Annotated in this window: 20 protein-coding genes and 2 pseudogenes; 8 read left to right on the top strand and 14 right to left on the bottom strand. The window is 72.6% G+C overall.

Annotation, left to right across the window (positions count from 1 at the left end; translation table 11 throughout):
• Nucleotides 1–146 precede the first annotated feature (146 nt).
• Nucleotides 147–2,495, top strand: a complete 2,349-nt coding sequence (locus F5972_RS31545) for a sialidase family protein (RefSeq protein WP_150938853.1) — start codon at nt 147–149, stop codon at nt 2,493–2,495.
• Here the strand turns inward: F5972_RS31545 and F5972_RS31540 are convergent.
• On the bottom strand, nt 2,479–3,393 hold the full coding sequence (locus tag F5972_RS31540) for an SDR family oxidoreductase (protein WP_150938850.1): 915 nt from the start codon (nt 3,391–3,393) through the stop codon (nt 2,479–2,481). The two genes, F5972_RS31545 and F5972_RS31540, sit on opposite strands and share 17 nt — an antisense overlap.
• A gap of 107 nt (nt 3,394–3,500) precedes the next feature.
• On the opposite strand from F5972_RS31540, the gene F5972_RS31535 reads away from it, so the two are divergent.
• Nucleotides 3,501–3,704 (top strand): EF-hand domain-containing protein, encoded by a 204-nt coding sequence (locus F5972_RS31535; RefSeq protein WP_150938848.1) that lies wholly within the window; start codon nt 3,501–3,503, stop codon nt 3,702–3,704.
• Here F5972_RS31535 and F5972_RS31530 read toward each other — a convergent pair.
• Nucleotides 3,691–5,076, bottom strand: coding sequence for an ATP-binding protein (locus F5972_RS31530; protein ID WP_225312063.1), 1,386 nt, complete (start codon nt 5,074–5,076; stop codon nt 3,691–3,693). The genes F5972_RS31535 and F5972_RS31530 overlap by 14 nt on opposite strands.
• An 88-nt stretch (nt 5,077–5,164) precedes the next feature.
• Here F5972_RS31530 and F5972_RS31525 point away from each other — a divergent pair, with 88 nt between their 5' ends.
• The 4 genes from F5972_RS31525 to F5972_RS31510 all read left to right on the top strand — a co-directional run bounded on the left by F5972_RS31525 (nt 5,165) and on the right by F5972_RS31510 (nt 9,620).
• The gene (locus F5972_RS31525; protein WP_225312062.1) at nt 5,165–5,818 is read left to right on the top strand and encodes an IclR family transcriptional regulator; all 654 of its coding nucleotides are present in this window, start codon (nt 5,165–5,167) and stop codon (nt 5,816–5,818) included.
• Between the two features lie 120 nt (nt 5,819–5,938).
• On the top strand, nt 5,939–7,111 hold the full coding sequence (locus tag F5972_RS31520; RefSeq protein ID WP_150938845.1) for a homogentisate 1,2-dioxygenase: 1,173 nt from the start codon (nt 5,939–5,941) through the stop codon (nt 7,109–7,111).
• The gene (gene fahA / locus F5972_RS31515) at nt 7,108–8,199 is read left to right on the top strand and encodes a fumarylacetoacetase (protein ID WP_150938971.1); all 1,092 of its coding nucleotides are present in this window, start codon (nt 7,108–7,110) and stop codon (nt 8,197–8,199) included. The genes F5972_RS31520 and fahA overlap by 4 nt, the downstream gene beginning before the upstream one ends.
• A gap of 38 nt (nt 8,200–8,237) precedes the next feature.
• Nucleotides 8,238–9,620, top strand: a complete 1,383-nt coding sequence (locus F5972_RS31510; RefSeq protein WP_225312061.1) for a L,D-transpeptidase — start codon at nt 8,238–8,240, stop codon at nt 9,618–9,620.
• On the opposite strand, the pseudogene F5972_RS39040 reads toward F5972_RS31510, so the two are convergent.
• From F5972_RS39040 to F5972_RS39035, 3 genes and pseudogenes are all read right to left on the bottom strand, one after another.
• Nucleotides 9,617–9,697, bottom strand: a pseudogene (locus F5972_RS39040) (hypothetical protein); the annotation flags it as partial. The gene F5972_RS31510 and the pseudogene F5972_RS39040 overlap by 4 nt on opposite strands.
• A gap of 74 nt (nt 9,698–9,771) precedes the next feature.
• Nucleotides 9,772–10,185, bottom strand: a pseudogene (locus tag F5972_RS31500) (RNA-guided endonuclease InsQ/TnpB family protein); the annotation flags it as partial.
• A gap of 176 nt (nt 10,186–10,361) precedes the next feature.
• Nucleotides 10,362–10,487, bottom strand: coding sequence for a hypothetical protein (locus F5972_RS39035; RefSeq protein WP_263641877.1), 126 nt, complete (start codon nt 10,485–10,487; stop codon nt 10,362–10,364).
• Between the two features lie 204 nt (nt 10,488–10,691).
• Here F5972_RS39035 and F5972_RS31495 point away from each other — a divergent pair, with 204 nt between their 5' ends.
• Together F5972_RS31495 and F5972_RS31490 are read left to right on the top strand one after the other, a co-directional pair.
• Nucleotides 10,692–11,123, top strand: coding sequence for an NfeD family protein (locus F5972_RS31495; RefSeq protein WP_150938841.1), 432 nt, complete (start codon nt 10,692–10,694; stop codon nt 11,121–11,123).
• Between the two features lie 5 nt (nt 11,124–11,128).
• Nucleotides 11,129–12,247, top strand: coding sequence for an SPFH domain-containing protein (locus F5972_RS31490; protein ID WP_191910404.1), 1,119 nt, complete (start codon nt 11,129–11,131; stop codon nt 12,245–12,247).
• 95 nt (nt 12,248–12,342) lie between these two features.
• Here the strand turns inward: F5972_RS31490 and F5972_RS31485 are convergent, their stop codons facing one another.
• The 9 genes from F5972_RS31485 to F5972_RS31445 form a co-directional block, all read right to left on the bottom strand.
• Nucleotides 12,343–14,163, bottom strand: coding sequence for a YfjP family GTPase (locus F5972_RS31485; protein WP_150938837.1), 1,821 nt, complete (start codon nt 14,161–14,163; stop codon nt 12,343–12,345).
• A complete protein-coding gene (locus tag F5972_RS31480; RefSeq protein ID WP_150938834.1) occupies nt 14,160–15,911 on the bottom strand; it encodes a P-loop NTPase family protein in 1,752 nt (583 codons plus the stop codon). Before F5972_RS31480 ends, F5972_RS31485 begins: the two co-directional genes overlap by 4 nt.
• Before the next feature lie 47 nt (nt 15,912–15,958).
• On the bottom strand, nt 15,959–16,633 hold the full coding sequence (locus F5972_RS31475) for a PT domain-containing protein (RefSeq protein ID WP_191910403.1): 675 nt from the start codon (nt 16,631–16,633) through the stop codon (nt 15,959–15,961).
• A 3-nt stretch (nt 16,634–16,636) separates the two neighbouring features.
• Nucleotides 16,637–18,172, bottom strand: coding sequence for a sensor histidine kinase (locus F5972_RS31470; protein WP_150938832.1), 1,536 nt, complete (start codon nt 18,170–18,172; stop codon nt 16,637–16,639).
• Nucleotides 18,147–18,836: a response regulator transcription factor gene (locus F5972_RS31465; RefSeq protein ID WP_150938831.1), complete on the bottom strand. Its 690-nt coding sequence runs from the start codon at nt 18,834–18,836 to the stop codon at nt 18,147–18,149. The genes F5972_RS31470 and F5972_RS31465 overlap by 26 nt, the downstream gene beginning before the upstream one ends.
• The gene (locus tag F5972_RS31460) at nt 18,833–19,468 is read right to left on the bottom strand and encodes a hypothetical protein (RefSeq protein WP_150938829.1); all 636 of its coding nucleotides are present in this window, start codon (nt 19,466–19,468) and stop codon (nt 18,833–18,835) included. Before F5972_RS31460 ends, F5972_RS31465 begins: the two co-directional genes overlap by 4 nt.
• Before the next feature lie 111 nt (nt 19,469–19,579).
• The gene (locus F5972_RS31455; RefSeq protein ID WP_150938827.1) at nt 19,580–20,881 is read right to left on the bottom strand and encodes an ABC transporter permease; all 1,302 of its coding nucleotides are present in this window, start codon (nt 20,879–20,881) and stop codon (nt 19,580–19,582) included.
• Nucleotides 20,878–21,636 (bottom strand): ABC transporter ATP-binding protein, encoded by a 759-nt coding sequence (locus tag F5972_RS31450; RefSeq protein WP_150938965.1) that lies wholly within the window; start codon nt 21,634–21,636, stop codon nt 20,878–20,880. The genes F5972_RS31455 and F5972_RS31450 overlap by 4 nt, the downstream gene beginning before the upstream one ends.
• 50 nt (nt 21,637–21,686) lie before the next feature.
• Nucleotides 21,687–22,940: an efflux RND transporter periplasmic adaptor subunit gene (locus F5972_RS31445; protein WP_225312060.1), complete on the bottom strand. Its 1,254-nt coding sequence runs from the start codon at nt 22,938–22,940 to the stop codon at nt 21,687–21,689.
• Nucleotides 22,941–23,023: the final 83 nt, after the last annotated feature.

Genomic DNA, 23,023 nt, shown 5'->3' with positions numbered 1-23,023 from the left:
AGGCGCGCGTCCCCCGGCGTCCCCCGGTGCCCCGAGCGGGCCCGGGGGACGCGCGCGAAGGGGGTGACATTACCGGCAGATGCACATGAACTGAATTCCCCGCGACCCGCCCTGTCCGCCCTACGGTGGGCGTGTTCCCTGGGGCGATGGCTCAGTCTGACCGGTCGTGGCCGGAGATCGACGTGGTCGGCGCCGCCGTCCGCGACCCCGTCACCGTGTACGGCCGGGTGAACGGCCGTGGCGAGGGCGGCGTCGAGGGCACGGCGCCGGGCGAGCTTCCCCACGAGGGCAACCGGGTGCCCGACATCGCCGCGCTCGACGCACGGCGTCTCGTGGTGGCCTGGCGTGCCGGAGTGGCCGACGCGCTCGACCCCTCCCCCACCGACCAGGGCGCGATCATGTACGGCCGCTCAGGCGACGCGGGCCGCACCTGGACCATCGGCACACTCGCGGCCGACACCGCCGAGCACCGCCACCACTACGTCATGTTCCTCAGGGACGGCGAGACGCTGCTGGCGCTCCTCGGCCGGATCACGATCGGCGCCGACCGCGACGCCGCCGGGAACGTCGACGGATTCCCCGTCACGATGGTCGCGAAGCGGAGCACCGACGGCGGCCGCACGTGGACCGGCTTCCCCGTCTCGGTGACCGTGCCCGCCAACACCAGAGGCGTTGTGGTGGCCGGCAAACCGCTCAGACACGACGGTCTGTGGCTGGTGCCGTACTGGCAGGCGGCGGGGGGCACCACCAGGGCCGGCGTGCTGCGCTCGGCGGACCTGGTCACCTGGACGCCTGGCGGCCTCGCGGCCAACCCGCCCGGCCTGTCGGTGGAGGAACCGCAGGTCGTCGTGGCGCAGGACGATCCGGGCACGCTGCTCATGGTCGCGCGCACGATCCGCGGCGGCACCGCGGCGGAGAAGGACGCGTACTACCGCTCCCACGCGGCGTACGCCGCGACCGCGACGAGCGTGGACGGCGGGCTGACCTGGTCCGCCTTCGCCGTGGACCCCGAACTGCCGAACTACTACGTGAAGACGTTCTTCACCCGGGACTCCGACGGCCGCTATCTGGCGATCTACAACACCATGGCCGGTCCGTTCACCGGGCCCGCGTCCGGCAAGCCGGACCAGTACCGCGAGGTCCTCCACTACAAGGTCAGACTGCCGGGCACCCCGTGGGGCCCGGGACGGCTCTTCGCCGACGGCACGAGACTGACCTCGGGAGCGGCCCGCGGCTGGGACGTCTACGCCTCGGCCGACGAGTACGAGCCGGGCCGGTTCTTCGTCGCCTGGGAGCACAACCAGATCGAGATCAGGGTCGCCCGGCTCGACCTGTCGGAGGTCTTCACCGGCGTCGCGCCGGGGTGGGGCGGATGGGTCAGGAGGGGCGGCGTCGACGTCATCGAACCAGCCGGCGAAAGCGGCCGGTCCCTGGGGGACTCCTCCCCTGATGACGCCCGCCGTCTCCGCCTGACCTCCGGAGCGATCAGCCGTCCGTACGGACCGCCGGGGGGCTTCGTCCTGACCTTCCACGGCAGGGTGACCCGATTTCCCGCCTCGGGCGTAGGCCTGGGAATTGAGGTGAACACGGGCACGCGGGTCCTCACGGCCGTCGTGCGTCCCGGTGGGCCGCACGTGCTGACCACGCAGGGGTGGACGCCCGTCCCCGGCGCGGGCGACCGGTGGCGGGTGATCGTCGACGCCACGGGCGCCGCGACCTTCCAGACCCTCCCTCCCACCTCCCAACTCATCTCCGGCTCAGCCTCCCGATCGGCCGCCGAACCGGCTCCGCCGCCGGACTCCCCAGCCATCTCCCCTTCCGCCTCCCCGCCCGGCCCCCACTGGACCCTTCCCGCGTCGGCCGGTCCGAGGGGCGTGTCGGTCCGGAGCGACGGAGAGGCCGTGCTCGCCCTGGTGGAGGTCACCGACCACGTGGCGGGCGGGTCCTGGCAGGGCTGGCGGCTCGACCCGGCGGGAGGAGCCTCGCTCCTGGACGGCGGCCTGCGCCTGCGCAGCGCCACGAGCCAGGTCGCGGCGGCCACGTTGCCGCTCGACGTGACCACGGCCTGCGACTTCACCCTGGAGTTCCGCGGCCGGGTGATCGACGACAGTGCCCTGGATCCGCGCACCGGTCAGGGGGTCAGTCTCGGCTGCAAGGTCGCCAACGGCGCCCGGCGGCTCATGCTGACGGTGCAGCGGAGTGGTGTGTGGACGATGAAGAAGGGCTCCGGCACCTGGGAGAAGGTCCTTTCGCTCGCCGACGCCGGGCGGCCCGCCACCTGGAGGGTCGCCGTGGACAGCGCGGGGGTGGCCCGCCTGTCCCGCGACGGCGTCGACACCGGGGTGACCTGGGTCGTGCCGGACAGCAGGGAGGCGCCGCAGGTCGCCCATTGGGTGGCGGGCACGGCGGGCGGCAACGCCGCCGTCGCCCACGTCGACTGGACCCTGGTCACCGCCACCCTCGGCGGCTCCGCCGCCGCTACCGGTAGCCGGTGACGTCGGCGGGACGGTCGGCGTCCTGCACCTCGACCAGGTAGCGCCAGGCGTCCGGGCGGCTGCCGTCCACATCGGTGAAGCCGTACACCTGGGCCAGCCCCCCGCTGGACAGCGACTGCCCGTTCCAGCGGCTCACCTCGGGGTCGGCGGCCAGGGCCGCGACCGCGCGCCCCACGAAGGCCGGGGTCTCGGAGATGGCGAAGTGGGGCTGGCCGGCCAGCGCGTCCCGCCAGGTCTCCTCCGTCACGCCGAAGTGCTCCAGCATGATCTCCGAGCGCAGCCAGCCCGGCGTGAGCGACACCGCCGTCGCGCCGTGCGGCGCCAGCTCCTTGGCCTGCGCGAACGCCATGCGGAGCACCGAGGTCTTCGCGAGGTCGTAGAAGAACGAGACGCGGTAGTTGGCGGCGTTGTACTCCGCCGTGCCGTCGGTCACCTCCACGACCAGCCCGCCCGGCTTGCGGATCAGCAGGGGCAGCGCGTAGTGGCTGGTGACGATGTGCGTGTCGACGGCGAGCCGCAGGACGCGCAGGCCGTCGTCGAGGGAGTGCTCCCAGAGCCGGTCGCTCCAGCTGAACAGCAGCTCCCCGCCCCAGATGTCGTTGACCAGCACGTCGAGCCCGCCCTGCTCGGCGTCGATCCGCTTCACCAGGCCCTGCACCTGGTCGCGGTCGAGATGGTCGACCGCCACGGCGATCCCCCGCCCCCCGGCGGCGGTGACCAGCTCGGCCGTCTCCTCGATCGTCTCCGGGCGGTTCATCTCGGAACGCCGCTCACGCGTGGTGCGGCCGGTCACGTACACCGTCGCGCCCGCCGCGCCCAGCTCCACCGCGATGCCGCGGCCCGCGCCGCGGGTCGCCCCCGCGACCAGAGCGACCTTCCCCTCCAGGCTGACTGTCATGAGGCGTCATGCTGCCAGACGCCACCGACAAAAAGTGTTGAGCGCGATCTCTGGGGGCAGTGCGTGCTTTCGGCTAGGGTGCTGATCGCGATCCCGAGGAGGACGGCATGAGCGAATACGCGGCGACTTTCAACCTGATCGACACCGACCAGGACGGGCGGATCTCGGCCGAGGAACTCGTCCGCCTGATGGAGGTGCTCGGCCGGCCGCTCACGCCGGAGGGCGCCCAGGGCGCGATCAACAAGGTCGACGCGGACGGCGACGGGCTGATCGATCTCGACGAGTTCGCCGCCTGGCTCAGCGGACGCTGACGTCAGACGTTTCCGGAGCGAAGACGTCCGCCGCCGTGATCGCCATCACGCCCGCGTCGGCGTTCGTCACCTCGGTCCGCGCGCACACGGCATAGCGCAGGCGCTCTGGATCCGGGACGAGCCGGGCGGCCTTCTCCGACAGCTTCCCCACGAGCCGCCGCGCGGAGACCGATCTCGCCCACTTGGCCTCGCCGACGAGTACGGGCTCACGCGCCCGGCCGCGCAGGACGACGGCGTCGATCTGGTTCTGCCGGTCGGCCTCCCACCAGGGGCCGACGGCGACCACCTGCGGATCAATTTCCGGCGCGCGCCGACGCAGGTGGTCGCGGAACGCCTCCTCGTAACGGTCTCCCATGTGGTCGTCCAGGCCCTGGAGGATGACGGGCAGGATGGTCTCTCCGAGACCGATCTCGATCCGCGACCTGTTCCGCATGAGTGGCCCAAGATAGAAGCTGAGGAAATTGTCAGCTATCCGGTAAATTTTGCGTTTTGTCCTCCTCTCATCCTCTGTAACCGGTATCAGCCTTTCGACCAGTCGCAACTCAATGAGGCGTTCGAGTGTACGTGTGGGGTCGGTTCCGACCGCGTCGGCGATCTCCTGGAAGCGGGTCCGCCCTGAGGCGAGAGCGTCCAGCACCGCCGAGGGCTGATGACCGGTGCCGAGTTCGGTGGCGAGGATGAGCCGCCCCTCGTTGTAAAGGGGCGCGGACGGCCGCACGGCGAGGCGGCGCAGATTGGCCTCGATCGACTCGTCCTGATCCCACATCGACAGGTAGAGCGGTACGCCGCCCACGATTCCGTACACGGTGGCCCGGTCCTCCGCGGACAGCCTCGGCAGCATCAGCGCCGCCTCGTGGGGGCGGAACGGGTGAAGCTGAAGAGCGAGGTCGAAGCGGCCGTACAACGGCGCCCGGTACTCCTGCATCTCCCACATCGCCCGCACCGACGACCCGCTGAGCAGGATGCGCAGGTTCGTACGCCCCTGGATGCGGTCGAGGATGCTTCGCATGATGCCCGGAAGGTCCGGCGACATCGCCGTCAACTCCGGAAACTCGTCCAGCACCAGAAGAAGGGGCTCACGCTCGGCCTGAGCCGCGAGATGCTCGAAGGCGTCGTACCAGTCCCGGTACGGACTGACATCCAGTTGGCGAAGGCCGCCCGGCAGGGCCGCCGCCACCTCCCGGGAAAACTGGGCGAGCTCGAAAGCGGGCGCGCTCCCGGCCCCCGTGTAGAAGACATACCGCCGACTCTCGGCGAAACGGCGGATCAGGGCGGTCTTGCCGACTCGCCTGCGACCCCAGATCAGCGCGGGACGCGGTGACGGCCGCGCCCACCATTCCTCGAGCGCCGCCAGTTCCTCGACTCTGTTCACGAAGCCCACTGGGCAAACCTACATCAGACGTAGGCTACATTGCGTGTAGGTTCTGCTCCGCGGGCGGGGCAGCGGCGATAATCGAGTCATGATGGCGGCCGAGTCGGCGCAGACGCTCGAACGGGGCTTACGGCTGTTACGGCTGCTCGCCGACGCCAACCGGGGGCGGACCCCCACCGAGCTGGCCCAGGAGCTGGGCCTCAGCCGCCCGATCGTCTACCGCCTGCTGACGACGTTGCAGTCCGAGGGGTTCGCCCGGCGGGACGCGAGCGGCCGGGTGCATCTGGGCTTCGGCGTGCTCGTCCTGGCCCAGGCCGTGCATCCGCTGCTGCGGGCGGCGGCCCTGCCCGAGTTGCGCGCCCTCGCCGAGCACGCGGGGGCGACCGCCCACCTGACCGTGGCCGAAGGCGACGAAGGGCTCGCGGTCGCGGTCGTCGAACCTTCGTGGACCGATCTCCACGTCGCCTACCGCGAGGGATCGCGCCATCCCCTGACGCGCGGCGCGGGCGGGCAGGCGCTGCTCGCGCTGAGGGAGGGCCTCGCGGAGCCCCTGCTGCACACGAGCAAGGGGCAGCTGCAGGAGGGGGCGCAGGGCATCGCCGCCCCGATCCGGGACCTTCCCTGGCTGGAGGCGTCGGTCGGCGTGATCAGCTTCACCGACCTGGACGCCGAGAAGGTGGGCCCGCTCGTCCTCGACGCGGCGGTCCGGCTCACGACCGCCCTCTCCGAACCCCCGCGCTGACGGTCACCCTTTCAGCAACCGGACCGGCGCCCGCTTCGCTTGACATCGGGCCGGGCATGGCGAATCGTCGTACATATATATAGGACATGCACGTCCGATAAACGGACAGCAGGAGGTGTCATGCCGTACTACCGGGTGGTCGGGGAGGTCCCGCGCAAGCGCCATGTGCAGTTCCGCGCGCCCGGCGGCGGGCTGTACCAGGAGGAGCTCATGGGAGAGGAGGGCTTCTCCTCCGACTCCTCGCTGCTCTACCACCGCCACGCGCCGACGGCGATCGTCAAGGCCGAGGCCGTGGACGCGGCAACGCCCGTCCTCACGCCCAACCTGCCGCTCTCCCCGCGCCACTTCCGCACCCAGGACCTGAAGCCCGGCGGCGACCTGGTCTCCGGGCGCATGCCTCTCGCGGGCAACTCCGACGTCCGCATCTCGTACGCCTCCTGCGACGCTCCCAGCGAGCTGTACCGCGACTCGATGGGCGACGAGTGCGTGTACGTCGCGAGCGGCCGGGCCAGGTTCGAGTCGGCGTACGGCGCGCTGGACGTGGCCGAGGGCGACTACGTGGTCATCCCGACCGGGACCATCCACCGCTGGGTGCCCGAGGGGCCCGTGACCGCGCTGGTGATCGAGGCGGCCGGGCACATCAGGCCGCCGAAACGCTACCTGTCCCATTACGGCCAGTTCCTGGAGCACGCGCCGTACTGCGAGCGGGACCTGCGGGCGCCGGCCGAGCCGCTGCTCGCGGACGGCGAGGAGGTGCCGGTGCTGGTCAGGACGCGGGGCGGGCTGACCAGGCTGACCTACGCCCACCACCCCTTCGACGTGGTCGGCTGGGACGGCTGCCTCTATCCGTACGCGTTCAACATCCATGACTTCGAGCCGATCGTGAAGCGGACCCACGCGCCGCCGCCGGTCCACCAGACCTTCGAGGGGCCCGGCTTCGTCGTCTGCTCGTTCTGCCCCAGGCCGCTGGACTTCCACCCCGAGGCCGTGCCGATTCCGTACAACCACCACAACGTGGACTCCGACGAGTTCATGTTCTACGTGGGCGGGGACTACACGGCCAGGAAGGGCTCGGGCATCGACGTCGGCTCGATCTCGCTGCATCCCGCGGGCTTCACGCACGGCCCGCAGCCGGGCGCGGTGGAGGCCGCCGTCGAGGCCGTACGCCAGGGGCACACGGAGACGACCGAGATGGCCGTGATGATCGACACGTTCCGCCCGCTCGACCTCGGGCAGGCCGCCCTCGCCTGCGAGGACACCGGCTACGCGTGGACCTGGGCGGCGCGGCGATGAGCTTCGGCGTCGGCAACCTGCCGTACGGCGTGTTCTCCCGGGCCGGGGAGCCGCGCAGGGTCGGCGTCCGGGTCGGGGACCACGTCCTCGACCTGGCGGCCGCCCTCGGCGGGGACGTCTTCGCCGCGCCCAGCCTCAACCCGTTCCTCGCCCTGGGCCGTACGGCCTGGCAGGAGGCGCGGGGACGGGCACGCGAGGCGGCCGCCGCGGGCGACCACCTGATCCCGCTGGCGGAGGTCACCCTGCACCTGCCGGTCGAGGTGGCCGACTACGTGGATTTCTACGCCTCGCTGGAGCACGCGTCCAACCTCGGGCGCATCCTGCGGCCGGGCGAGGAGCCGCTGAAACCCAACTGGCGGCACCTGCCCGTCGGCTACCACGGCCGGGCGGGCAGCGTCGTGGTGTCCGGAACGCCGGTCAGGCGGCCGTCCGGGCAGCGGCCGTCCTTCGGGCCCTCCCAGAAGCTGGACATCGAGGCGGAGCTCGGCTTCGTCGTCGGGGTGCCGGCGCCGCTCGGCGGGCGCGCGGGCGCGTTCGAGGACCACGTCTTCGGGGTCGCGCTCGTCAACGACTGGAGCGCCCGGGACATCCAGGCGTGGGAGTACGTCCCGCTCGGTCCCTTCCTGGGCAAGTCGTTCGCCACCTCCATGTCGGCGTGGATCACCCCGCTTGAGGCGCTGGAGGAGGCCAGGGTCGAGGGCCGGTCGCAGGATCCCGAACCGCTTCCGTATCTGACCAGGCAGGCGCCCTGGGGTCTCGACCTCACCCTGCGGATCGACCTGAACGGCGAGACGGTCTCCACGCCGTCGTACCGCGACATGTACTGGACGCCCGACCAGATGCTCGCCCACCTGACCGTGAACGGCGGCGGTCTCCGCACCGGCGACCTGTTCGCGAGCGGGACCGTCTCGTCCGCCGGGCAGCCGGGCTCGCTCATCGAGCTGACCTGGAACGGCGCCGAGCCGGTGAAGCTGCCGGGCGAGACCCGCACGTTCCTGGAGGACGGCGACACCGTGACGATCACCGCCTGGACCTCGCACGGAGTGAGCCTCGGCGAGGTCGCGGGGACGATCCTTCCGGCGACTTAGCGTATTTCTGTCGTCACCCCTCGCTATCTTTGGGGGCCGTGGAGTCATCCGAGCATCGGTTACCCGAGCATCCCCGGCGAGGCACCCGGCCCGGCCGGCCGGAAGGGCACGCACCCGGCGGCCGCGCGGTGTGCCGCGGCAGCCGCACCCCGTCCGCGGCGCCGCTCGGGGCCCGCGCGGCGCTCCGGCTGTCATTCGCGCGTCGCGCGGTGCTCGCGGTGCTGCTGGCGGGGTGTGCGGCGCTATCCGCCGGCTGCGCCGTACGCGTACCGCCCACGCCGCGCATCACGATCACCCCGGCCTCGGGCACGACCGCGGCGCCGCCCGAGGCGGGCCTCGTCGTCCGGGCCGAGGGCGGCAGGCTGACCAGCGTGCTGGCGTTCTCGGGGCGTGATCCGGTGCCCGGCGCGTTCGATCCGTCCCACACCGTGTGGCGGTCCTCCTGGACGCTGCGTCCCGGCACGCAGTACGTGGTCGACGCCGTGGCCATCGGGGCCGAGGGCGTGACCAGCCAGGCCGCAGGCGGGTTCCGCACCCTCCGCCCGCGCCGTGAGGTGGCCGTCGCCTCGGTCGCACCGTACGACGGGGAGACGGTGGGGATCGGCATGCCGATCATCGTGACGTTCACCCGGCCGGTCGAGGACCGCGCGGCCGTCGAGCGCGCGCTGGAGGTGCGCGGGCCGGCCGAGGGCGCCTGGCACTGGCCGGGGCCCGCCCAGGTCGTCTACCGTCCCCGCAGGATGTGGCCCCCCAACACGGAGGTGCGCTTCACCGCCCACCTCGCCGGGGTCCGCGCCGGTCCCGCCACTTACGGCGTCGCCGACCGGAGCGTGGCCTTCACCGTCGGACGGGCGATGGTCAGCACCGTCGACACCCGGGCCCACCAGATGGTCGTCCGGCAGGACGGCGTGGTCGCACAGCGGATGCCGATCAGCGCCGGCATGGCGACCACCAGGGAATACACCACGTCGAGCGGCACGCATCTCACGATGGACAAGGGCAACCCCGTCCGCATGGTGTCGCCGGGCCGCCGCGAGGGCGACCCCGGCTACTACGACAAGCTCATCGGGTACGCCGTGCGGATCTCCAACAGCGGCGAGTACGTCCACGCCATGGACAACACGTGGGCGCAGGGCAGGACGAACGTCAGCCACGGGTGCGTCAACGTCCGTCCCGACCAGGCCCGGTGGTTCTACGACCACGCACTCCGCGGCGACCCCGTCGTCGTCACCGGCACCTCCCGCAGGCTGGAGTGGAACAACGGCTGGGGCTACTGGCAGCTCTCCTGGCCCCGATGGCTCGCCGGCAGCGCCCTGCGGGGCGACGGTCAGGCCGGGCCCTCCTCCCGGACGGGACCGGGCAGGGCGACGGTCACGTCGAGCCCTCCCTCAGAGACAGGCCGGACCTCCAGCGTGCCGTGATGGGCCTCGACGATCGCGACCACGATCGACAACCCGAGTCCGAGCCCGTCCTGGCCCGCCTTCCTGCCGCTCTCCATCCGCTGGAAGGGGTCGGCTTCTCGGCCGTAAACGACCGAGCTTGCAGCTCCTCACCGTCGATGGATTCGACGGTTCAGGCCGCGTCGTCGGCAGCGTGACTCACTGCCCAGCCCGCGACACCGCGCGCGGCGATGTTGCGGGCTGCGTTGACGTCGGCGTGCTCAGCGAAGCCGCACGACGTGCAGGCGAAGGTGGCCTGGTCGGGCCGGTTCCTTTTGTCCACGTGCCCGCATGAGGAGCAGGTCTGGGAGGTGTAGGCCGGATCCACATGGATCACGGCGACTCCGGCGCGGGCCGCCTTGTAGGCGATGAAGCTTCCCAGCTGGTGGAAGCTCCACGAATGCAGCGTGACCCGCTGGGGCTTGCGGAGCCGTACCCGTTCGCGGACACCGCTCAGGTCTTCCAGGGCGGTGCCGCGTCCGGTGCGTTCTGCCTCGGTCACGATCTGCTTGGCGATCACATGGTTGACCAGATCGGCGGCCCGGTTTGCCGCGTGCAGGGTTGCCTCCAGCGCCGCCGCCTGCTCGGGCGTCGGCAGGAGTTTCACCTGCACCACCAGCCTCAAATCGAACACCGTTTGGCCTATGCCACCTCGATGGGCACCGAACCCCGACATCCGCCGAGGCCGCAGTGTGGTCCACAGCCTGCACGCCCATTGGGTCTTCACCCTTCACCGACCTGACGCCAGTCCGCTGCCGGCGGCGGCTCGAGGGACTCATGCGCGAGGTCCGCGCCGACGTCGGAGAGGTCGAACTTCGCGAGTTCATCGGCGAACACGACCACATCCACCTACTGATCCACCACACATCCGAAGGTCGCCCTGTCCGCGCTCCTCCATCCGCTCCACGCGCGCCGTCCGCTCCGGAAACCACGAGACGCTGAACCGCCGCTTCCCCGCCCGCGACGCCCCCGGTCTCGCCGTTTCCCCGGCCTGTGAGGTTTGATGGAGGAACCAGACGGCGATGACATTCGTTCATTGCTATGGAGGCGGCAATGGACTCCTGGATCGTATGGCTCATCCTGGCGGCGGTGCTGGGCGTCGCGGAGCTCTTCACGCTGACCGCGGCGCTGGGGCTGTTGTCGATCGCGGCCCTCCTCACGACGGTGGTCGCGCTCGTCGGGCTGCCGCCCGCGCTCCAGCTCGCCGTGTTCGTCATCGCCTCCGCGGCCGGCCTCGCCGGAGTACGGCCCCTCGCGTTGCGGCACATCAAGCAGCCTCCGCCACGCCACTTCGGGGTGTCCGCACTGGTCGGCAAGTCCGCGTACGTGACCGCCGAGGTCACCGGCAGGGACGGCCGGGTACGTATCGGCGGCGAGGAGTGGTCGGCCCGCGCATACGACGAGACGCTCGTGATCCCGGCAGGGGCCACGGTCGACGTCATAGAGATCGAGGGCGCCACCGCCCTCGTATATCCCCGGGAGTAGTGAGCATGGACGGAGCAGTCATCGCCGGAATCATCATCGCCCTGGTCGTGGTCTTCACAGTTCTACGGTCCGTCCGCATCGTGCCGCAGGCCCGGGCGGGCAACGTCGAACGCCTGGGCAGGTACTACCGCACGCTCGGTCCCGGCCTGAACTTCGTGATCCCGTACATCGACCGGGTCCGTCCGCTGCTGGACCTGCGCGAGCAGGTCGTGTCGTTCCAGCCGCAGCCGGTCATCACCGAGGACAACCTGGTGGTGGACATCGACACGGTGCTGTACTTCCAGGTCACCGATCCCCGGGCGGCGGAGTACGAGATCGCCAACTTCATCCAGGGCGTCGAGCAGCTCACCGTGACGACCCTGCGCAACGTGGTCGGCGGCATGGACCTGGAGAAGACGCTCACCTCCCGCGACGTGATCAACAGTCAGCTGCGCGGCGTGCTCGACGAGGCGACCGGCAAGTGGGGCATCCGGGTCAACCGGGTCGAGATCAAGGCGATCGACCCGCCGAAGACCATCAAGGACGCGATGGAGAAGCAGATGCGCGCCGAGCGGGACAAGCGCGCGGCGATCCTCACGGCCGAGGGCCAGCGGCAGTCGCAGATCCTCACGGCGGAGGGCGAGAAGCAGAGCGCCATCCTGCGGGCCGAGGGCGAGCGGACCTCGCAGATCCTCAAGGCCCAGGGCCAGTCGCAGGCGATCGACGAGGTGTTCCAGGCCGTGCACCGCAACGACCCTGACCCCAAGCTGCTCGCCTACCAGTACCTCCAGGTGCTGCCCCAGCTCGCGCAGGGCGAGGGCAACACGTTCTGGGTGATCCCGAGCGAGGTCACCTCGGCGCTCAACTCGGTGTCGAAGGCGTTCACCGAGGCGCTGCCGGCCTCCTCCGCCACCACGGCGGAAGGCGGCAGGCGGGAGCTGAGCGCGGCGGGCAGCGAGGCGGTCGCGGAGGCCGAGCGCGCCGCCGCCGAGGCGAAGGCGGCGGCCGAGGACAGCGAGATGGGCCCGCGCCGGATCGAGGCCGGCCGTCCCAACCTCGACACCCTGGCCGACGCCAACCCCGACCCCGCTCACGTCGTCACGCCCGACCCGTCGGGCACCATCCCGCCGGCCGAACGCCCCTGACCCGGCGCGCATGGTCAGCTGAGCGAACGCCTAGTGGACCCACATGGCTGCGGACCCGGCCGGCGCGGTGAAGTCGGCGCCATGGTCAAGGGTGGTCAGGACGCGGCGACGGTCACGCACTCGGCGAACCGGGCGTAGCGGGTCAGCTCGTCCCGCGTGGGCGTGATGACCAGCTCCGCGGCGACCTGCTCGATCCGGGCACGCAGGGCTTTGGCGGCCCTGCGTGCCCGGCGACGTCCGCCCAGCCAGGCCGCCGCCCGGCACACCAGGGCGATCAGCACTCCCAGCAGCGCGCCGCCGATCAGCAGTACGGTCGGCCAGGGCGCCCGGCCCAGGGTCGGAGTGAACGGCCGGGGCAGCATCAGATAGTCGAGCCCGAACACCACGAGCAGCCAGATCGCCCCCGCGGCCATCGCGGCGACGGTCAGCCACTGGGCCGCCCCGGCCACACGCCACCAGCGAGGAGGCCGGGACACGCCGCCGGAGACGGTCGCGACCACCCGGTCCAGGGTCTCGGTCAGTTCTCCCGACCGCGAGCGGGCGGCGTGGCGTACGGCTGTCGCCCACGGCTCGGGCACGCCCGCCGAGGCGGCGACTCCCACGTCGCGGAGCGCGGTGTCGAGAGCGGACGCCTGCACGGCGGTCGCCGGGGGCAGCGACGACCGGCTGCCGCGGGCCAGGTGCAGGCGGCGCAACGGGTCGGGTCTCAGCTTCCGCAGCCAGCGCGTCACCGGCCATCCCGTCGCGGCGGTCGAGCGGTGCCGGTGCGACTTCGCGACGGCCTCCACCACGACCGGCACTCCGGCCGCCTGGGCGAGCGCCCGTGTGAGGGCCCTGCTCACGGTGACCTCGGGCACGACCACATCCCCCGGCGCCGGCACCGGATACTGCCCGGCCGGCGCCATCCCCGCATACGCCGGTCCGGTGGACGCCGGGCCCTGCCGCGCCGTCTCCGGCGCTCGGGCTCCCGCGTGCGAGGGCGCCGTGTCCGCCAAAGAAGGCACGCGCGCCTCCGCCTCCGCCGAGGCGGACAGGCGTGCCGCCGTCAGTGCCGGGGCGTCCGGGCCGGGGGCGAGTGCCCGTACGGTCACCGGCGCGTCGGCCGTGACCGCGGGCCGGGTGTCGGCCCAGAGCGCCGCGGCGGACGAGGCCACGTCGGCGGCGAGGCGTGACGACCAGGCGCGGCGGCGGGAGACCTCTCCTTCGAGCAGCTTCCGCAGTTCGGGGAGGCCCGCTCCGGTGCGGGCGGACACGGCGAGGAGCGGCACGCCGTCCAGTCCGTCGTCTGCCAGCAGGCCCCGCAGGTCGTCCAGGCAACGCTTGACGGCGTGCTCGGGCAGCCGGTCCACCTGGTTGAGCACGACGACCATGACGTCCCGGTGCCGGGCGAGCGGCCGCAGGTAACGCTCGTGCACGACCGCGTCGGCGTACTTCTGCGGGTCGAGCACCCACACCAGCAGGTCGACCACGGCGACGAGGCGGTCCACCTCCTCGCGGTGGGACAGCTCGATCGAGTCGTGGTCGGGCAGGTCGAGCAGGATCAGCCCCGGCGACTCCCCCTCGACGGTGTGCCGCAGCGGGACGCCGAGCCAGTCGAGCAACGGGCCGGATCCGTCCGGGCCCCACAGGGCCGCCTGCGCCTTCGACGTGGTGGGCCGGGTCACGCCCACGGTCGCGAGATCCGTCCCGGACAACGCGTTGAACAGCGACGACTTCCCGCTGCCCGTCGCCCCCGCGAGAGCCACGGCCGTGTGGTCCACCGACAGGCCCCGCCGTACGCCGGCCCGGGTCACCACGGCGCGGGCGCGCTCCACGGTGTCGGGGCCGAGCCGGCCCTCCGCCAGGTCGGCGGCCTCCGCGAGCGCCTCCAGGCGGTCGTCCAGCGACACCTCCGCCTTCCTGCGCAGGAGCTTCACAAATCGCCCCTCTCCTGTACGGCCTTGGCCGCCTCCCGCAGCCGCGCCGCCGTCTCGGTGGCCGGGCCCAGCCCCTCGACCAGCGAGGAGAAGCGGGCGCGTTCCTCGTCGAGCAGCGCGCGGACCCGGCGGCGCAGGTCCTCCCGGGCCTCCTGCGTCAGGGTGCGTACGGCCTGGTCGCCGAAGACGGCCTCCAGCAGCTTCTGGCTCAGCACGCCGGTGCCGCCCGCGATGCCCAGCTCTATGCCGGTGATCCCGCCCGTCGTGGAGAAGACGGCCAGCATGATCAGCACTCCCAGGCTGTTCACCCCGAACGACGCCGCCCGGGCGATCGTGCGCCGGTCGGCGCCCTCCGACCTCACCAGGTCGAGCACATGGCCCTGCCAGGCGCGTACGGCCTCGCCCGCCCGGCGGGGCAGGTCGGCGGAGGCGCGGCCGAGCCGTCCGGAGACGGCCACGCCGGACCTGTCCAGCACGTCGCGCCCGGCGGGCAGGGCCAGCCACGCCTCGACGGCCCGCTCGGCGGCGCCGTCGGCGGTGGACCGGATCAGCGACTCGACCCCGCTCTCCAGCGCCACGCGCAGCTCCCGGTCGGGCGCGGGACCACCCCGGAACGCCGCCGCGATGCGGTCGCGCAGCCAGCCGATCCGCGACTCCAGCGACCGCATGAGGTCGCCCGTGCCGACGAAGTCCTGCCAGCGGGCCAGCACCTCACCGCGCAGCAGCCTGCCGTCCCGCATGCCCTCGTCGAACGCCGACATCGCCACGTCGTACGCCTTGTCGGCGATGGCGCGCAGTTCGGCGATGCCCGCACGCTGGCGCTCGACGCGGTCGGCGAGATCTGGCACCCGGGTCGCGAGGCTGTCGAGCGCCCCGGTGAGGGTGCGCCGGACCACCTCGGCCCGGGCCTTGGCGTCCACCGACAGGTCGGCGAGCCAGGTCGCGATCGGCTGCACGGCGGGCGCGGGCAGCCGGGCCCGCTCCGAGGGCAGCGCCAGCTCCGGTACGGCGAACAGCGGCGTGCCGGCCAGGCCGTTGTCCGCGAGCAGCCGGGCCAGGTCGGCGGCCACGGGCTCGCGCGCCTCGTCCGGCACCCGCTGGAGGATCACCGCGAGTGCCGTGCTCCGCTCCCGGGCCAGGCGCAGGAAGCTCCACGGCACCTCGTCGGCGTACCGCGCGGCGGTCGTGACGAACAGCCACAGGTCGGCCGCGGCGAGCAGTTGCGCGGCCAGCTCCCGGTTGGCGGTGACGACCGAGTCGATGTCGGGGGCGTCGAGCAGCGCCAGCCCGGGGGGCAGCGCCTCCACGGGGGCGATCCGCAGGGTGCCGGGCTCGCCCCGTCCCGCGCCGGACGCTCCCCCTGTCGCGCCGCCGATGACTCCGCCCGTCACCCTGGCCAGGCCGGGCAGGATCACCGGCGAGGTGAACCAGGGAGAGTCGGCGGGGTTGCACACCAGGGTCGGCGCGAGCGTGGTGGGCCGCAGCACCCCCGGCTCGGTCACGGTCGTGCCGACGAGGGAGTTGACCAGCGTCGACTTGCCCGCCCCGGTCGAGCCGCCGACGACCGCGAGCAGCGGAGCGTCGATGGCGGCGAGGCGGGGCAGCAGGTAGTCGTCGAGCTGTCCGCGCAGCTCCTTCAGCACGCGCCGGTCGGCCGCGGCGTCCCCGATCTCCAGGGGGAACAGGTCCTGATCGAGGTGACGCCGCAGGCTCTCCAGGGCCGCTCGCAGCCTGTCGTTCCCCGCCATACACCCGACCTTCCCCAGGGAAAGCCCTCGAATCAGCGGCCGGGGCGTCAGGCGCCGGGGGCGGGGGTGGGAGTGACGGCGGGCAGCAGCACCTTGCACTTCTCGTACGCCTTGGCGGCCTTGGGGTCCGCCGTCGCGAAGTCGCGGACGCGGACCGCGCCGGAGACCTCGGCGCCGTTGTCCTTCATGCACGTGCGGAACGCCTGCAGGGCCTGGGGATCCGCGCCGCGCCGGCCGAACCCGCCCGGACCACCCTGCGGCATCAGCGAACGGCACGCCTCGAACGCCTTCTGCGTCGCCGGGTCCATCGAGCGGAACCCGCCGAAGCCGCCACCCGGCCTGCCGCTGGGCCAGTCGGTGGGCCAGTCGGTGGGCCAGTCGGTGGGCCTTCCGCTCGGCCACCCCGTCGGCCTGCCACTGGGCCGGCCGCTCGGCCGCCCGCTGGGCCACGTGGACGGACGGCCGCTCGGCAGCGTGACGCCGTTCCGGCGCAGGCAGTCGGCGAACGCCGCCCGGGAGCCGGGTCCCGCGGCCCGGTCGGCGGTCGCGTCACCGCCACCCGCACCGCCACCCGCACCACCACCGGCGGCACCACCGCTGCCGCCGCCACCGCAGCCGGCCACCACGACCGTGAGGACCGCCGCGACCACCGCGGCGTACGGGCGACGAAGCGAGGCGGCGCCACCTGGGCCGCGTACGGCGGATCTCGAAGTGCCTGGCATCTGTCAGCCTTTCTCGACGGGCGGGCAGGAGGGGATGCGGATGCGGAACACCGCACCGTGCCCGGGCTCGCTGTCCGCCGTGATGGTGCCGCCGTGCGCCTGGACGAGGGCGGCGGCGATCGACAGCCCCAGCCCGGTTCCGCCGGAGTCGGCCCGGCTGCGGGCGGGATCGGCGCGGTAGAACCTCTCGAAGACGCGGCCGGCGTCGCCGGGGGCGAGACCGGGCCCGTCGTCGGCCACCTCGATCACCGCGACCGGGCCCGGCAGGGTGCCCACGCCGACGCGGAAGGCGGTGCCCTCGGGCGTGTGACGCAGGACGTTGCTCACCAGGTTGCCGACGACCTGCCGCAGCCGCGCCTCGTCGCCGAGCACCCGCACCGGCCGGTCCGACCCGTCCAGCCGGAACAGGTCGATCTCCCGGTCCGGCGCCAGGGTCTGCGCGTCGAGCACCGCCCCCGCCACGAGGCTGAGCACGTCGACCGGGCGGCGTTCGAGCGGGCGCTGCTGGTCGAGCCGCGCGAGCAGCAGCAGGTCGTCCACCAGCAGGCCCATCCGTACGGCCTGGTCCTCGATGCGGCGCAGCAGCGTCTCGGGATCCTGCGACCGCTGCTGCCGGTACAGCTCGGCGTAGCCGCGGATAGAGGTCAGCGGCGTACGCAGCTCGTGGGAGGCGTCGGCCATGAAGCGGCGCATCCGCTCCTGCGACGCCTCCCGCTCCCGGAACGCCGTCTCGATCTGGGTGAGCATCCCGTTGATGGACCGGCCGAGCCGGCCCATCTCCGTACGCTGGTGGCGGGGCGGGACACGCCGTGACAGGTCGCCCGCCGCGATGGCCTCCGCCGTCCGCTCGATCTCCCCGAGTGGGCGCAGGCTGTGCCGTACGAGCCAGTAGCAGGCGACGCCGAGCGCGACGACCACGGCGAGGCCCACGCCGGTGACGATGAGCACAAGCCGGGAGACCGTGCCGTCGATGTCGGCGAGACTCACCGCGGCGACGCGGAAGCGGCCGCGCCGCTCCTCGCGCACGACGATCCCCCGCCACCGATCCCCCGTGGGGGACTCCACCGTGAACAGCCACTGCCCGCGGTCGGCCCTGGGCTTGGGCAGCACGGGCGGGTCGGAGTTCGGCGGCTCCTGCACCGTGTGCAGCAGTCTGCCGTCATCGTCGAGCAGGACGATGTAGAAGAAGCCGAACTGCCTCGGCGGGCGCGAGAACGTCTCGGCTTCCGTTTCTCTGCCCGGGTCTCTGTCGGGGTCTCTCGGCCGCGACGCGGAAGGCGGCTCCGACGGGCGCCGGGCGAACGCCGAAAGCTGCGCGTCGACCCGGTCCACCAGATAACCCCGCAGGAGCTGTACGGCGAAGCCCCCGGTCAGCGCGATCGCGAGCGTCACGAGCAGCAGCGTCCCCGCGACGAGCCGCAGCCACAGCGGGGTCCGCGCGGCCCGCCGCCGAAGCTCGCGCACGCCGAGCAGGCGCAGCCTCCGGCTCGCCCGGGTCAGGGCGCGGAGCCGCTCACCCACGCGGCGCACGGAGGACATAGCCCACGCCGCGCAGGGTGTGGATCAGCTTCGGCTCGACCGCGTCCACCTTGCGCCGCAGATAGGAGACGTACGACTCGACGACGTTGCGGTCTCCGCCGAAGTCGTAGTGCCAGACGTGGTCGAGGATCTGCGCCTTCGACAGCACCCGGCCCTGGTTCGCCATGAAGTAGTGCAGCAGCTTGAACTCGGTGGGCGAGAGCCGCACCGGCTCGCCGCGCCGCCACACCTGGTGGGACTCCTCGTCGAGCTCCAGGTCGGCGACGCACAGCCGGGCGGGGAGCGGGCCGTCCGAACGGGTGCGGCGCAGCACGGCCCGGATCCGGGCGAGCACCTCCTCCAGGCTGAACGGCTTGGTCACGTAGTCGTCGCCGCGGCCGAGACCGGCGAGTTTGTCCTCGGCGGCGTCCCGCGCGGTGAGGAACAGCACGGGGATCCGCCGTCCCGTCAGGCGGAGCCGGTCGGAGACGGCGAACCCATCCAGGTCGGGCAGCATGACGTCGAGCACGATCAGATCCGGGCGCGCCTGGCCGGCGAGCTCCACCGCCTCGCGGCCGGTCCCCGCGGTGATCACCTCGAACCCGGCGTACCGCAGGCTCGCGGACAGAAGCTCCCTGATGTCCGGCTCGTCGTCGACGACCAGCAGACGGCCCTCGGTGGTCACGAGCCCGCCCTCCTGCCGCCGGGTGTGCCCTGGGTGACGGAGGTGGCCGCCACCTGCCCCTCCGCGTCGGCGGTCCCGGCGACGGTGACGAAGCTGCCCGGCTCGATGTCCGCGAGCTTGCCCGCCCGGGTGACCTGGACGCGGGTGTCGTGGGAGGTGGTGACGGTGACCACCCCACCGCTCATGGTCTGGACGTAGATCTTGTCGCCGTCGACCAGCTTCACCGTGCCGAAGGTCATGCCACCCGCTCCGCCACCGGTGTTCCCGGCTCCGTCTCCGGCGCCTCTGCCCGCGCCTCCGAACGCTCCGCCTCGTCCGTACCCGCCGCCCGCGGCGCCCTGGCCTGCCTGACCACCCGCCTGACCACCGGCCTGACCACCGGCCTGACCACCGGCGGGGCCCTGGCCTCCGCCGTACGCCCCCGCACCGGCCGCGCGGCCCGGCGTGGAGCCGCCGAAGAGCTTGTGCGCCTGGATGCCGAGGAGCAGCCCGGCCACCAGCAGGACGCCTCCGGCCAGGGCCAGGGTCACCTTCGACGCGCCCGCCCGGGCCGGATGCGCCGCCAGCACCTCCTGGAGGTCGTCGCCGAACGGCGAACTCTCCAGAAGCTCCTCTGTGTCGTGTCTGCTCACATCCGTCTCCCTTCGGTGGGTCCGCGGCTCGGGTGGTCTCGGCTCGGGGGGTCGCTGCTCGGGGGGTCGCTGCTCGGGGGGTCGCTGCTCGGGGGGTCCTTATTCGGGGGGTTATTCGAAGCGCAGGGCCTCGATCGGCCGCAGCCCGGCGGCGCGGTTGGCGGGATAGCTGCCGAAGAACAGGCCGATCGCGACCGACACGCCCAGCGCCAGCGCGATCGAGGCCGGCACGACGACCGGGCGTACGCCCGCGATCGTGAACTGTGCGCCGACGACCGCGATCAGCACGCCCAGCAGGCCGCCGACCAGGCTGAGCATCGTCGCCTCGGCGAGGAACTGTCCCAGTATCGCCCCCCTGGGCGCGCCGATCGCCTTCCGGATGCCGATCTCCCGGGTCCGCTCGGTGACCGTGACGAGCATGATGTTGGTGATGCCGATGCCGCCGACGAGCAGGCTGATCGCCGCCACCGCGCCGAGCAGGACCGTGAACGTCGCGGTCGCCGCGCTGACCGTCTCCTGCAGGGTCGCCTGGTTGAGGATGCGGTAGTCGGCGCCCGCCGCGTTCGTGATCCCGTGCCGCTGGTCGAGCACCCCGGCGATCTCGCTCTGCGCCGCGTCGACCGTCTCGGCGCTCCTGGCCTGCACGAGGATCTGTCCCAGCGGCCCGAACCCGGTCAGGCTCTGCTGTACGGCGGGCAGCGGCGCGATCGCCAGGTCGTCGGCGTCCTGGAACCCCGACGATCCGGCCTCCTTGAGCACGCCCACGACCGTGAACGGCACGCCCGACACGGTGATCTGCCGGCCGACCGGATCGACCGCGCCGAACAGGTCCTCGGCCACCGTGTGCCCGATGACCACGACCTTCCGGGCGGCGAGCACGTCGTCGTTGTAGAAGTAGGCGCCCTTGACGACCGGCTTGTTCGACGTCTCGAAATAGCTCGGATAGGTGCCGACGAACTGCCCGATGGCGTGGCTCGCCCCCTCGTACGTCGCGGTCTGGGACTGGGCGGTCACGACCGGCGAGACGCTCTTGACGGAGGGGGCGTTCGCCGGGTCGGCCAGCGCCCGCGCGTCGTCCAGGGTCAGGTCTCTGGCCTGGGTGCGGGGGCCGGTGTTCTGCCGTGCGCCCTGGCCGCCCCCTCCCCCTCCCCCTCCCCCGCCGCCGCCGAGGAGCCGGGCGACCACTCCGCCGGGGCCGCCTCCGCCACCCGAGGTGGAGGGCGTGACGGTCAGCGAGTTCGCCCCGAGCCGCTGGATGTTCTGCTGGATCTGCTGGGAGGACCCCTCGCCCACCGCGACCAGCAGGATCACCGCGGCGACGCCGATCAGGATGCCGAGCATGGTGAGCGCGCTGCGCATCTTGTTGGCGGCCAGGCCGCGCAGCGCGAAGCGCAGGACCTCCGCCGCGTTCACGAGGCCACCTCGGCGAGCCGCGGCGGCGGGCCGCCGACCGGGGTGGTGCGCACGTCGTCCACGATCCGGCCGTCCATGAGGCGGACGACCCGCTTGGCGTGGGCGGCGACCTCCTCCTCGTGCGTGATGAGGACGAGGGTACGGCCGCTCGCGCTGAGCCGGTCGAAGATGTTCATGATGTCTCCGCTGGACGTGCTGTCGAGGGCCCCCGTGGGCTCGTCCGCGAGCAGCAGGGTCGGCGCGGTGACGAGCGCGCGGGCCACCGCCACCCGCTGCTGCTGGCCGCCGGAGAGCTCGTTGGGCTGGTGGTGGACCCTGTCGGCGAGGCCCACCCGGTCGAGCGCGGCCAGCGCCCGGCGGCGCCGCTCCGCGGCGTGCACCCCGCCGTACGCAAGGGGAAGCTCGACGTTGGCGAGCGCGCTCATCCGGGGGATCAGGTTGAACGACTGAAAGACGAACCCGACCTTCCGGTTGCGGACGATCGCCAGTCTCCGCTCGTCGAGGGCGCCGACGTCGGTGCCGTCCAGGTGGTAAGTGCCGCCGGACGGCACGTCGAGGCAGCCGATGATGTTCATCAGCGTCGACTTGCCGGACCCGGAGGCCCCCATGATCGCCACGTAGTCGCCGCGCTCGACCGTGAGCGACACCCCGCGCAGCGCGCGCACCGCGGTCTCGCCCTCGCCGTACACCTTGGTGACCTGGTCGAGGACGAGCACAGGCGGCGGGGCGGCGGTCACCGGCAGGGCGGGATTCATCGGCGCGGCGGAGTTCATCGGCGGGCCAGGGTTCATCGGCGCGGCGGAGTTCATCGGCCGCCCCCGCCGCCGCCTCTGCCGCCTCCACCCGCGCCTCCACCCGCGCCTCCACCCGGGCCACCGCCCGCGCCTCCACCCGGGCCACCGCCCGCGCCTCCACCCGGGCCACCGCCCGCACCAGCGCCTGCGCCCCCGCCGAAGCCGCGGCCGAACCCGCCTCCGCCGCCCGGGAACTGGAAGCCGCCGCCTCCACCGACGGTCGTGGCCTGGGGCCGGACCACCTGGTCACCCTCCTGGAGCCCCGACTTGATCTCGGTGGTCGTGTCGCCCTTCAGGCCGGCCTCCACCCGTCTCACCACCTGCCTGCCGTTCTCCAGCACGGTCACCAGCGCCTGGCCGCCCGCCGTGGTGACCGCCGAGGACGCCACGGTGAGCACGTCGTCCGCCTTGCCCACCGTCACCTGGACCGTGGCCGTCTGCCCGAGCCGTACGGAGGAGGGAACGCCGGTCAGCGAGACCGTCACCGCGTACTGCACGACGTTGTTGTTCGTCTGCGGCTGCGGGTCGATCACGGACACCTTGCCGGCGGCCGTCACCCCGGTGAGGGCGTCGAAGGTCACCACCGCCGTCTGGCCGGTCTTGATCCTCGTGACGTCGGCCTCGGTGAAGTTCCCCACGATCTGCAACCGCGCGGGGTCGGCGATCTCGACGAAGCCGGTGGATCCGCCCTGCGACTGCGACTGCGACTGGGCCGACGACTGCGACTGCCCGCTCTGGGAGGAGGATCCGCCGGACCCGCCCGAGGGCCCGCCTTCCGAACCGTTGACCGCCGTGACGATCCCCCCGAACGGCGCCTTGAGCACCGTCCCCGCCAGCGCCCGCTTCGCCGACCGGTAGGCGTTCCTCGCGTTGATGTACTGCGAGTAGCCCGAGGCGGTCGAGGTGTCGGCGTCATCGGCGGCGTCCAGGCTCGCCTTGGCCGCCTCCAGGCTCTCCCGGGCCGCCGTGTCGTCGAGGCGGGCGAGCACCTGGCCCTTCTTGACCCTGTCGCCGGTCTCGACCAGCACGGTCTCGACCGTACCGTTCGTGCCGAACGAGAGCGCCCGGGTGCGGGCGCTCTCCACGGAACCGGACGCCGACACCGACGCGAGCACGGTCCCGCGGGTCACCCGGGTCGTCAGCGGCGCGGCCCCGGCGGAGGAATCGCCTCCCAGTGACGCCCAGGCCGCCGCGATCCCGCCGAGCAGGAGCACTGCCAGAACGCCGTTGATGACCAGCGTCCCGCGCTTCGTCGACAGCTTCACGACCCCGAACCCTGGCAAACCCCGCTTCGGGCAACCTCGGCCGATGCTGAGGGTTTGCTGACAGTCCGCCTGTAGTCCGCATC

The organism is Microbispora cellulosiformans, from assembly GCF_008728085.1.
GTDB lineage: Bacteria > Actinomycetota > Actinomycetes > Streptosporangiales > Streptosporangiaceae > Microbispora > Microbispora amethystogenes.
Note: the sequence above shows the minus strand (reverse complement) of the source record. Positions and strands in the feature narration are given on the sequence as shown.